The organism is Enterobacter cloacae complex sp. HYC080_NIDB (genome assembly GCF_056673325.1).
Window position 1 is genome coordinate 2947494 of sequence record NZ_CP114212.1, and the last position, 12479, is coordinate 2959972.

9 protein-coding genes are annotated in these 12479 nt (G+C 53.1%); 4 read left to right on the top strand and 5 right to left on the bottom strand.

The window, feature by feature from the left end; translation table 11 throughout:
- Positions 1–44: 44 nt before the first annotated feature.
- The 4 genes from ycaO to pflA all read left to right on the top strand — a co-directional run bounded on the left by ycaO (position 45) and on the right by pflA (position 6349).
- Positions 45–1805 carry a 30S ribosomal protein S12 methylthiotransferase accessory factor YcaO gene (gene ycaO, locus O1723_RS14060; protein WP_014883215.1) on the top strand — a complete coding sequence of 587 codons (1761 nt, stop codon included), beginning with the start codon at positions 45–47 and terminating at the stop codon, positions 1803–1805.
- 406 nt (positions 1806–2211) lie between these two features.
- Positions 2212–3069 carry a formate transporter FocA gene (focA, locus tag O1723_RS14065; RefSeq protein WP_014883214.1) on the top strand — a complete coding sequence of 286 codons (858 nt, stop codon included), beginning with the start codon at positions 2212–2214 and terminating at the stop codon, positions 3067–3069.
- Positions 3070–3120: 51 nt separating this feature from the next.
- Positions 3121–5403: a formate C-acetyltransferase gene (pflB, locus tag O1723_RS14070; RefSeq protein WP_014883213.1), complete on the top strand. Its 2283-nt coding sequence runs from the start codon at positions 3121–3123 to the stop codon at positions 5401–5403.
- A 205-nt stretch (positions 5404–5608) separates the two neighbouring features.
- Positions 5609–6349 (top strand): pyruvate formate lyase 1-activating protein, encoded by a 741-nt coding sequence (pflA, locus tag O1723_RS14075; protein ID WP_014883212.1) that lies wholly within the window; start codon positions 5609–5611, stop codon positions 6347–6349.
- 36 nt (positions 6350–6385) lie between these two features.
- Here pflA and O1723_RS14080 read toward each other — a convergent pair whose 3' ends face one another.
- The 5 genes from O1723_RS14080 to dmsA all read right to left on the bottom strand — a co-directional run bounded on the left by O1723_RS14080 (position 6386) and on the right by dmsA (position 12391).
- Positions 6386–6907 (bottom strand): anti-virulence regulator CigR family protein, encoded by a 522-nt coding sequence (locus O1723_RS14080; RefSeq protein ID WP_014883211.1) that lies wholly within the window; start codon positions 6905–6907, stop codon positions 6386–6388.
- Positions 6908–7030: 123 nt separating this feature from the next.
- Positions 7031–8179: an MFS transporter gene (locus O1723_RS14085; protein ID WP_248190777.1), complete on the bottom strand. Its 1149-nt coding sequence runs from the start codon at positions 8177–8179 to the stop codon at positions 7031–7033.
- Between the two features lie 274 nt (positions 8180–8453).
- A complete protein-coding gene (locus O1723_RS14090; protein WP_014883209.1) occupies positions 8454–9317 on the bottom strand; it encodes a dimethyl sulfoxide reductase anchor subunit family protein in 864 nt (287 codons plus the stop codon).
- Between the two features lies 1 nt (position 9318).
- Positions 9319–9936 (bottom strand): DMSO/selenate family reductase complex B subunit, encoded by a 618-nt coding sequence (locus O1723_RS14095; RefSeq protein ID WP_014883208.1) that lies wholly within the window; start codon positions 9934–9936, stop codon positions 9319–9321.
- 10 nt (positions 9937–9946) lie between these two features.
- Positions 9947–12391 (bottom strand): dimethylsulfoxide reductase subunit A, encoded by a 2445-nt coding sequence (dmsA, locus tag O1723_RS14100; protein ID WP_014883207.1) that lies wholly within the window; start codon positions 12389–12391, stop codon positions 9947–9949.
- Between the last annotated feature and the right edge of the window lie 88 nt (positions 12392–12479).

Below are 12479 nucleotides of genomic sequence, written 5' to 3' on the forward strand. Positions count from 1 at the left end.
AACCCGTATCATTGCGCGCTTTACGTACGATAAAAGTGAACGCCATGACTCAAACGTTTATCCCCGGCAAAGACGCCGCTCTGGAAGATTCCATCGCTCGCTTCCAGCAGAAACTGACCGACCTGGGTTTTAACATCGAAGAAGCCTCCTGGCTCAATCCGGTGCCCCATGTCTGGTCCGTCCATATTCGCGACAAAGAGTGTGCCCTGTGCTTTACCAACGGGAAAGGCGCGACTAAAAAAGCGGCACTGGCCTCCGCGCTGGGTGAGTATTTTGAGCGTCTGTCCACCAACTATTTCTTCGCTGACTTCTGGTTGGGCGAAACCATCGCTAACGGCCCATTCGTTCACTATCCGAACGAAAAATGGTTCCCGCTGACCGAAGACGATGAACTGCCGGAAGGTATTCTCGACGCCCGCCTGCGTGCGTTCTACGATCCAGAAAACGAACTGACCGCCAGCATGCTGATCGATCTGCAGTCTGGTAACGAAGATCGTGGTATCTGCGCCCTGCCGTTCACCCGCCAGTCTGACGAGCAGACCGTGTATATTCCGATGAACATCGTCGGCAACCTGTATGTGTCTAACGGCATGTCCGCCGGTAACACCCGCAACGAAGCGCGCGTTCAGGGCTTGTCAGAAGTGTTCGAGCGTCACATTAAAAACCGCATTATTGCCGAATCTATCAGCCTGCCTGAAATTCCGGCCGACGTGCTGGCGCGCTACCCAGGCGTGGTGGAGTCCATCGCCAAACTCGAAGCGGAAGGTTTCCCAATCTTCGCCTACGATGGCTCACTGGGCGGAAAATATCCGGTGATCTGCGTGGTGCTGTTTAACCCAGAAAACGGCACCTGCTTCGCCTCCTTCGGCGCGCACCCTGACTTCGGCGTGGCGCTGGAGCGTACCGTCACCGAACTGCTGCAGGGCCGTAGCCTGAAAGATCTCGACGTCTTCACACCGCCAACCTTTGACGATGAAGAAGTGGCGGAGCATACCAACCTCGAAACCCACTTCATCGATTCCAGCGGCCTGATCTCCTGGGATATGTTTAAGCAGGACGCAGACTATCCGTTCGTAGACTGGAGCTTTGCCGGCACCACGGAAGAAGAGTTCGCCACGCTGATGGCCATCTTTAACGCCGAAGATCAGGAAGTCTACATTGCCGACTACGAACACCTGGGCGTTTACGCATGCCGCATCATTGTGCCGGGCATGTCCGACATCTACCCTGCTGAAGATCTGTGGCTGGCGAACAACAGCATGGGCGCGCACCTGCGCGAAACCCTGCTTGCTCTGCCAGGCAGCGAGTGGGAAAAAGAGGATTATCTGAACCTGATCGCCCAACTGGACGAAGAAGGTCACGATGATTTCACTCGCGTGCGTGAACTGCTGGGCCTGGCGACGGGTAAAGACAACGGCTGGTATACCCTGCGTATCGGGGAGCTGAAAGCGATGCTGGCGCTGGCTGGCGGCGATCTGGATCAGGCCCTGGCCTGGACGGAATGGACGATGGAATTCAACCAGTCGGTCTTCTCTGCCGAGCGCACCAACTATTACCGTTGCCTGCAAACCCTGCTGCTGCTTTCGCAGGAAGAGGATCGTGAGCCACTGCAATACCTGAACGCTTTCGTGCGTATGTACGGTGCTGAAGCGGTTGAAGCCGCCAGCGCGGCGCTCAGCGGTGAAGAGCCATTCTACGGTCTGCAGGCCGTGGACAGCGATCTGAAAGCCTTCCCGGCGCACCAGTCGCTGCTCAAGGCCTATGAAAAGCTGCAGAAAGCAAAAGCCGCTTACTGGTCAAAATAAGCGCATATAACATTAGCAGCAGTAGGCGTATTCAATCGTCTGGGCTATATTACGGGGCAATTTCATTGCCCCGTTTTTTATTTTTTTCGGTAATGATTGCTGATTGTAATAATAAAGTTAAACATGGGTAAATATAATAATCTTTACCCGGGCTTTATTGTTACTTTTTATGGTAAATACTCCATATTAATTAACTGTTTCGGAGGGGGCCGAACGAAATAATTCAACTCTTTTCATAACTTTTAAAATTTATTTTTATACGGATAATCAATTACTTACTCCGCATTTGCTGTAAAACCATACACACTGCGGGCCTATAAGCCAGGCGAGATATGATCTATATCAATTTCTCTTCTATAATGCTTTGTTAGTATCTCGTCGCCGACTTAATAAAGAGAGAGTTAGTGTGAAAGCTGACAACCCTTTTGATCTTTTACTCCCCGCCGCGATGGCAAAAGTTGCCGAAGAAGCGGGTGTCTATAAAGCAACGAAACACCCGATGAAGACGTTCTATCTGGCGATTACTGCTGGTGTGTTCATCTCAATCGCTTTCGTCTTCTACATCACTGCCACTACCGGTACTGCTGCCATGCCTTTCGGCATAGCCAAACTGATTGGCGGCATTTGCTTCTCACTGGGTCTGATTCTTTGCGTCATCTGCGGTGCCGACCTCTTCACCTCAACGGTGCTGATTGTCGTGGCAAAAGCCAGCGGAAGAATTACCTGGGGTCAACTGGCGCGCAACTGGCTTAACGTCTACGTTGGCAACCTGATTGGCTGTCTGCTCTTTGTTCTGTTGATGTGGCTTTCTGGCGAGTACATGACCGCCAACGGCGGCTGGGGGCTTAACGTCCTGCAAACCGCCGACCACAAAATGCACCACACATTTATCGAAGCCGTTGCTCTCGGCATCCTTGCAAACCTGATGGTCTGCCTGGCGGTCTGGATGAGCTATTCTGGTCGTAGCCTGATGGATAAAGCCATGATTATGGTTCTGCCGGTTGCGATGTTTGTTGCCAGCGGCTTTGAGCACAGTATTGCGAATATGTTCATGATCCCGATGGGGATTGTTATCCGCAACTTTGCAAGCCCGGAGTTCTGGACCGCAATTGGTTCATCCCCGGAAAGTTTCTCTCACCTGACTATTATGAATTTCATTACTGATAACCTGATCCCCGTCACTATCGGGAACATTATCGGTGGGGGTCTGTTAGTTGGGTTGACATACTGGGTCATTTACCTGCGTGGCGACGACCATCATTGATGGTTATCTCAGGCAGTAAATAAAAAATCCACTTAAGAAGGTAGGTGTTACATGTCCGAGCTTAATGAAAAGTTAGCCACAGCCTGGGAAGGTTTTGCGAAAGGTGACTGGCAGAATGAAGTCAACGTCCGTGACTTCATTCAGAAAAACTATACCCCGTATGAAGGTGACGAATCCTTCCTGGCTGGCGCAACTGACGCGACCACCAAGCTGTGGGACAGCGTAATGGAAGGCGTTAAACTGGAAAACCGCACTCACGCGCCAGTTGATTTTGACACCTCCGTTGCTTCCACCATCACTTCTCACGATGCTGGCTATATCAACAAAGCCCTTGAGAAAATCGTTGGTCTGCAGACTGAAGCACCACTGAAACGCGCAATCATCCCGTTCGGTGGTATCAAAATGGTTGAAGGTTCCTGCAAAGCGTATAACCGCGAGCTGGACCCAATGCTGAAAAAAATCTTCACCGAATACCGTAAAACCCACAACCAGGGTGTATTCGATGTTTACACCAAAGACATTCTGAACTGCCGTAAATCTGGCGTTCTGACTGGTCTGCCAGATGCGTATGGCCGTGGCCGTATCATTGGTGACTACCGTCGCGTTGCGCTGTACGGTATCGACTTCCTGATGAAAGACAAATACGCGCAGTTTGTTTCCCTGCAGTCTGACCTGGAAAACGGCGTAAACCTGGAAGCGACTATCCGTCTGCGTGAAGAAATTGCTGAACAGCACCGTGCGCTGGGTCAGATCAAAGAGATGGCAGCGAAATATGGCTGCGATATCTCTGGTCCTGCAACCAACGCCCAGGAAGCTATCCAGTGGACCTACTTCGGCTACCTGGCCGCTGTTAAGTCTCAGAATGGTGCAGCAATGTCCTTCGGCCGCGTATCCACCTTCCTGGATGCGTACATCGAACGTGACCTGAAAGCAGGTAAAATCACCGAGCAAGACGCTCAGGAAATGATTGACCACCTGGTCATGAAACTGCGTATGGTTCGCTTCCTGCGTACCCCAGAATACGATGAACTGTTCTCTGGTGACCCAATCTGGGCAACCGAATCTATCGGTGGTATGGGCGTTGACGGCCGTACACTGGTCACCAAAAACAGCTTCCGCTTCCTGAACACCCTGTACACCATGGGTCCTTCTCCGGAGCCGAACATCACCGTTCTGTGGTCTGAAAAACTGCCTCTGAACTTCAAGAAATTCGCCGCTAAAGTGTCCATCGACACCTCTTCTCTGCAGTACGAGAACGATGACCTGATGCGTCCGGACTTCAACAACGACGATTACGCTATCGCTTGCTGCGTAAGCCCAATGGTTGTTGGTAAACAAATGCAGTTCTTCGGTGCGCGTGCAAACCTGGCGAAAACCATGCTGTACGCAATCAACGGCGGCGTTGATGAAAAACTGAAAATGCAGGTTGGTCCTAAGTCTGAGCCGATCAAAGGCGACGTGCTGAACTTCGATGAAGTGATGGAACGTATGGATCACTTCATGGACTGGCTGGCTAAACAGTACGTCACTGCGCTGAACGTTATCCACTACATGCACGACAAGTACAGCTACGAAGCCTCTCTGATGGCGCTGCACGACCGTGACGTTATCCGCACCATGGCGTGTGGTATCGCAGGTCTGTCCGTTGCTGCTGACTCCCTGTCTGCAATCAAATACGCGAAAGTTAAACCAATTCGTGACGAAGACGGCCTGGCTGTAGACTTCGAAATCGAAGGCGAATATCCGCAGTTTGGTAACAACGACTCTCGCGTTGATGACATGGCGGTTGACCTGGTAGAACGTTTCATGAAGAAAATTCAGAAACTGACTACTTACCGTAACGCTATCCCGACTCAGTCTGTTCTGACCATCACCTCTAACGTTGTGTATGGTAAGAAAACCGGTAACACCCCAGACGGTCGTCGTGCTGGCGCGCCATTCGGACCAGGTGCTAACCCAATGCATGGTCGTGACCAGAAAGGTGCGGTAGCCTCTCTGACCTCCGTTGCTAAACTGCCGTTTGCCTACGCGAAAGATGGTATCTCTTATACCTTCTCCATCGTGCCAAACGCGCTGGGTAAAGACGACGAAGTGCGTAAAACTAACCTCGCGGGTCTGATGGATGGTTACTTCCACCACGAAGCGTCCATCGAAGGTGGTCAGCACCTGAACGTGAACGTAATGAACCGTGAAATGCTGCTCGATGCGATGGAACACCCTGAGAAATATCCTCAGCTGACCATCCGTGTATCTGGCTACGCAGTACGTTTTAACTCCCTGACTAAAGAACAGCAGCAGGACGTTATCACCCGTACTTTCACTCAGTCCATGTAAGTGGAATTGACTGAAATCACGCGTTAAAAGGCGTACAATAAAGGCTCCACGCAAGTGGGGCCTTTTTAACACCCTCGCTTCATCAGTCTCTTTTGTCCGCTATCTATATACTTAATGGATAACAGCCAAAACAGACTCGACATGGCCTTTGAGCTGTGCAACTACATAGGCCCCCGGATGGGCCAAATTCGGAGATCTCACCGCAATGTCAACTATTGGTCGCATTCACTCCTTTGAATCCTGTGGCACCGTCGATGGCCCGGGTATCCGCTTTATTACCTTCTTCCAGGGCTGCCTGATGCGCTGCCTGTACTGCCACAACCGCGACACGTGGGACACTCATGGTGGGAAAGAAGTCACCGTGGAAGATCTGATGAAAGAGGTGGTGACCTATCGCCACTTTATGAACGCGTCCGGCGGCGGCGTGACCGCATCCGGCGGCGAAGCCATTCTTCAGGCTGAATTTGTCCGCGACTGGTTCCGCGCCTGCCGCAAGGAAGGCATTCACACCTGTCTCGATACCAACGGCTTCGTGCGCCGCTACGATCCGGTTATTGATGAACTGCTCGAAGTGACCGATCTGGTGATGCTCGATCTCAAACAGATGAATGATGAGATCCACCAGAATCTGGTTGGCGTTTCCAACCACCGTACGCTGGAATTTGCGAAGTATATTGCCGACAAAGGCATCAAAACCTGGATCCGCTATGTTGTTGTTCCCGGCTGGTCAGATGACGACGACTCTGCGCACCGCCTGGGGGAATTTACCCGCGACATGGGCAACGTCGAGAAAATTGAGCTTCTGCCCTATCACGAACTCGGCAAACATAAATGGGTGGCGATGGGTGAAGAGTACAAACTTGATGGCGTGAAGCCACCGAAAAAAGAGACGATGGAGCGCGTGAAAGGTATTCTTGAGCAGTATGGCCACAAGGTCATGTATTAAAGAAAAGGCCCGGTGAGAACCGGGCCTTTTTAAATTCTATTTAAAGACGCCGTTAATAACGGAAGTCACAATCGCCGTACTCAGCGCAATTAAGACCAGATCGTCACCCACCACGCGCCATTCATAACCTGGGTAGGATGGAAGCTGGCCAAGCATAGAGGCTGGCACGGTTTTCTTCGCAATACCCGGAGGAAGTTGTTTACCGCGGGCCAGGTTTTTCGCAATACCCGGAGGCAGAGACTCATAGCCCGTTAAGCCGTAATTCAGTGCCAGGTGACGGGCATGATCGAAGCTCACGCGAGCGTCAACATCATTGCCGACATCTTTGCTGCTTTTAAAGCTCTTATCAGATTTCCCTGGGTTATCCTGACCGCTATTTTGCTTATTACCATGGTTACCAGAGTTCCCGTTACCATGATTGCCGCCATTACCTTGTCCGCCACCGTTGCCGTGACCACCGCCATTCCCGTTTCCTGGATTAGCCATGACCGGAGCCGCTGCAAACGTTAAAGACAACACTACGGCAAGTGCGGTAGTGGAAAAACGACGTTTAGACATGATTGTTGCCTTTTAGTGGTAGAACTCATTTGAATTATCGCCGGGCGGGGAAAACAAACAATACGTAAAAGTCTTATATATGACAGGGACAAAAAAGCCTGTCATTGACAGGCTTTTATTTAATCAGGCGTGCGCCACAGGCGTTGGATGCTCGCCTGCTTTGCGCAGCAGCATTAAGAGATAAATAAACGACACGCTGGCGATCATGATAAACAGCAAATTGTCAGAATAACTCTGCATCAGCATCGCGGTAAATGTTGGTCCCAGCAGGCTGCCGATGGTATAGCTTAATAACAGCGCCTGGTTCATCGCCACCAGCTGGTGATGTTCAACTTTCTCACAGGCCCACGCCATCGCGACCGGATAAAGCGTGAACCCCGCTGCCCCAAGGATAAACAGCGCTGGGGCCATCGCGGCGTTGCTGAGCATAGCAAGACAGCCCATGATCACCACAAAGACCTGAACGCGCAGCACCAGCAGGCGACCGAAGCGATCGGCCAGGCGGCCAATCGGCCACTGGCCGACAATCCCCGCGCTCACCATGACCGCCATCCAGAAACCAATCCCGGCATCGCTGACACCCTGATGGTTCAGGTAGAGCGGCATAAGACCATAGAGCGAGCCCAGAACAATCCCCGAGATAATGCAGCCATTCACTCCCAGACGCGCCTGGCGCAGCCCCAGCATCGGCCAGATGTGGGTCGCTTCCTGATGCTCACTTTTCTGGTTAACGATACGCGTAAAGAGCAGCGGCAGGATCGCCGCCAGCACCATACCGGTTACCCATGGCAGCACGCTCATCAGGTCCGTTGGCAGTTTGCTGACCATCAGTTGTCCCAGCACGGTGCCCACATAGTAAACCATCATATAGGCTGCCAGCAGGCGCCCGCGGTTACGTGACGTGCCGCTGCACATCAGCGCACTTTCAACAACCACCCAAATCATCGCGCAACCGACACCGGCGATAAAGCGCCATGCCATCCAGCTCCAGAAGCCGACCATCAGGCCCAACCCGGCACACCCGGCGGCGAAAATCAGCGAAGCCAGATAATAGCTGCGATTAAAGCCAAAGCGTTTAATCAGGCTACCGGTTAATAATGTGCCCAGCAGGTTCCCGGTGAAAAAGGACGAGCTAACCATACCCACCTGCCAGGTCGGTAAGTTTTCATGGGCGAGCCACAGCGGGACGAGCGTATTCAACACTGCGATCGCCAGGGTCAGCAGAAGCAGGCCACAGAGCAACAGTAGCACTGGCCGGGTATAGGTGGTCATGGATTAAAAACCGTGAGGAAGTTCAGATTTCGTGCGCATCATGCCACTGGCAAAAACAAAGTCAATCCACTGATTTAGCCGGCTCGCACGATATGTTCCCTGTCGATTTAAAAAACTTATCCTGCTAATGCAGTGCCTGCTATAGATATTAATTATGTCTCTGTTTTTATTTATTAATGATAGAAATTAAAACAAAACGTCAGTCGAAAAATTTCATGAATGAAAAAAGAAAAGCCGGGCGCTATGTCCCGGCTTTTTATAACAAAAAATAAGATTAGCTGGCGATGGCCATACCGACCGTCATATGCAGACCATAAAAGACGCCACGACCAATCAACTCCCCTGCCAGCACCAGCACAAAGGCCAGTGATAACAACGGCAGAGCAGGCTGGTAGCCTTTTAGCTGAGGCGCGATCCAGAATACCAACGCCGCTACCAGCAGCACGATACGCCAGGCCATCAGAGAACCGTAATCCGGCACCAGCGCAGAGGCCTGCTGAATGGAGCTATGAATGGTGGCCAGCTCAGCACCCTGCATCAGAGCAACGATTGCACTCACTACCAGCGCCAGCAGCGATACGGCTGGCAGCAAACGCATGGCCCAGCCGTCTACCCCCGCCACGCGCAACAGCAAATAACCGAGCAGCGGGCCGCCGATAAACATCGTCAGGAAAAAGCTCATTGGCGTCCAGACGCTGTACCAGGTAGGGACGGTATCAATGGTGTTATAGACACGCACCATCATCCATACAAACACCACGCCCAGCACCATGGTCACGATCAGCCAGAGGCTACGCAGACCTGCAGGCAATTTTTTAAGCGCTGCCAGCAACCAGCCCAGCCCGCCGATGGCGAAGAAAATCGCCCCGCTGGCAATCTCGTTACTGAGGGACGATGCCCCCACGCGGTTAAGCGAGTTAAACGCGCGCATCGGTGAGCCCAGGTGCAGCGTAGAGGCGATAAAACCAATCCCCATCAGCACCCACAGGCCAAACATGCTCAACACTAAACGCTGCTGCTGTTCAGCAGTGAGTTGACCTTTCAGCAGTGCCAGCGCGAGCACGATGAAGCCACCCGCCACGCACTGACCAAAGACCGTGAAGATCATCAGCGGCCATTCATGCCATCCACTTCCCATCTCACACCTCCTTCGGGTTTGCCAGGTAGCCGGTGGTATCACCTGTAGGACGGCTGTTGGCGTTAGGTTTAATCACAATACTCGGCTTCGTGAAGTGCGCGGACGGCAGCGGTGCTACCGCAGCAAGCTGACCATGTTTTTGACGCAGTTCTTCAATAGGGCCAAAGTCCAGCGCGCGCAGCGGACAGGACTCGACGCAGATCGGTTTTTTGCCATCCGCGACGCGAGAGTGGCAGCCGTCGCACTTGGTCATATGCCCTTTGGCGGCATTGTACTGAGGTGCGCCGTACGGGCAGGCCATATGGCAGTAGCGGCAGCCGATACAAACATCTTCATCCACGACCACGAAACCGTCTTCACGCTTGTGCATCGCCCCGCTCGGACAGACCTTCGTGCAGGCAGGGTCTTCGCAGTGGTTACAGGCAATCGACAGGTAATAGGCAAACACGTTCTGATGCCAGACACCGTTATCTTCCTGCCAGTCGCCTCCGGCGTATTCGTAGATGCGACGGAAACTCACGTCTGGGGTGAGATCTTTGTAATCTTTACAGGCCAGCTCGCAGGTTTTGCACCCGGTGCAACGGCTGGAATCAATGAAAAATCCATACTGGGTTGTCATCGGTTACTCCTTAAACCTTTTCAACCTGAACAAGGTTTGTGTGAGACGGGTTGCCTTTCGCCAGCGGCGACGGACGCTGCGTGGTCAGTACGTTAATGCTGCCTGCCTGATCGATGCGGTTGGCATCAGGGCTGTACCATGCCCCTTCTCCCAGCGCCACGACGCCTGGCATCATGCGTGGCGTGACTTTGGCTTCAATGTGTACCTCACCGCGGCCGTTGAAGATGCGCACGCGATCGCCATTGTTAATGCCACGCGCTTTCGCATCCATCGGGTTGATCCACATCTCCTGGCGGCAGGCGGCTTTCAGTACGTCGACGTTACCGTAGGTGGAGTGAACGCGCGCTTTATAGTGGAAACCGGTCAACTGCAGCGGGAATTTCACCGTGAGCGGATCGTTATAGTTTTCGAATCCTGGCGTATAGATCGGCAGCGGATCGATAACGTCCCCCTCCGGCAGCTCCCAGGTAGACGCAATTTTTGCCAGTTCTTCGGAGTAGATTTCAATTTTGCCCGACGGCGTAGTCAGCGGGTTCGCCTGCGGATCTTCGCGGAACGCTTTGTAGGCAACGTGATGCCCTTCAGGATCGCGCTGTTTGTACATGCCCTGCTTGCGGAAGGTATCGAAATCCGGCAGGTCTGGGATGGCTTTGCGGGAGAGTTCATGCAGATGGCGCATCCAGCCTTCCTGAGTACGTCCCTCGGTAAACTGCTGCTCAACGCCCAGACGCTTCGCCAGCTCGGAGGTCATCTCATAGATGGTTTTGCACTCGAAGCGCGGTTTGATCGCCTGATCGGTGAAGATCACGTAAGACATGTTGCCGCAGGAGGCATCCAGCGCGAAGTCCATCTGCTCAGACGCTGTGCAGTCCGGCAGCAGAATGTCGGCGTATTTTGCCGAGGAGGTCATGTGGCAGTCGATCACCACAATCATCTCGCACTTCTTGTCGTCCTGCAGGATTTCATGAGTGCGGTTGATTTCCGAATGCTGGTTGATAAGACAGTTACCGGCGTAGTTCCAGATCATCTTGATCGGCACGTCCAGCTTGTCCTTACCGCGCACGCCGTCGCGCAAGGCGGTCATTTCCGGGCCACGTTCAATCGCATCGGTCCACATAAACATGGAAATGCTGGTTTGCACCGGGTTGTCCAGCGTTGGCATACGTTCAAACGGGACTTCATATGAGCCTTCACGCGCACCAGTGTTACCGCCATGAATCCCCACGTTGCCGGTCAGAATGGAGAGCATGGAGATTGCGCGGGTGGCAATTTCACCGTTTGCATGACGCTGCGGTCCCCACCCCTGGCTGATATAGGCCGGTTTGGCTGAGCCAATCTCACGCGCCAGTTGAACAATACGCTCGACCGGAATACCGGTGATGGTAGACGCCCACTCCGGCGTTTTCGCCACGCCGTCGCTGCCCTGACCGAGAATATACGCCTTGTAGTGGCCATTGGCTGGGGCACTGGCTGGCAGGGTTTTCTCGTCATAACCGACGCAGTATTTATCCAGGAACGGCTGATCGACGAGATTTTCAGTGATCATCACCCACGCCAGCGCGGAGACCAGCGCGGCATCGGTACCTGGGCGGATTGGGATCCACTCATCTTCGCGCCCTGCACCGGTGTCGGTATAGCGTGGATCGATAATGATCATGCGGGCATTGGATTTAGCACGCGCCTGTTCGAGGTAGTAGGTCACCCCGCCGCCGCTCATACGCGTTTCACCCGGATTGTTCCCGAACAGAACGACCAGCTTGCTGTTTTCGATATCAGACGGGCTGTTGCCGTCTGCCCAGCCACCGTAGGTGTAATTCAGTCCTGCGGCGATTTGTGCAGAGGAGTAGTCACCATAGTGGTTAAGATAACCGCCGCAGCAGTTCATCAGACGCGCCACCAGCGTTTTTCCCGGTGGCCAGGAGCGGGTTAGCGTGCCGCCCAGCGTTCCGGTACCGTAGTTCAGGTAGATGGATTCGTTGCCATACTCTTTGATCAGCCGCTGCATATTGGTGGCGATAATATCGTAGGCTTCATCCCAGCTAATGCGCTCGAACTTCCCTTCCCCACGTTTACCCACGCGCTTCATTGGGTACTTAAGACGATCCGGATTATAGACGCGACGACGCATGGAGCGGCCACGCAGACAGGCGCGAACCTGGTGTAACCCTTCGTAGTTATCGTCCCCGGTATTGTCGGTTTCGACATATTTTATTTCGCCATCCACTACGTGCATACGCAGCGGGCAACGGCTACCGCAGTTTACCGTACAGGCACTCCACACCACTTTTTCCGGGACTGAGGCCGGGGATAGTGCATCCGCCGCTGACGCCAGTCGGGTAAAAGGGAGCGTGAAAGCGCTGCTGGCTACAGCCAGGCCGCCTATTGCCGTGGTTTTCATCAAACCACGGCGAGTGACCTCGGCAGCCAGCAATTCTTCAGGCGCGTTGATTTTCATAGAGACTCACTTTGGTTGCTCACAAAGAAAAGAGAGGCGGCACAAACCGCTATGTAGTTTTATATATAACGAAATTATTCGTTATCAG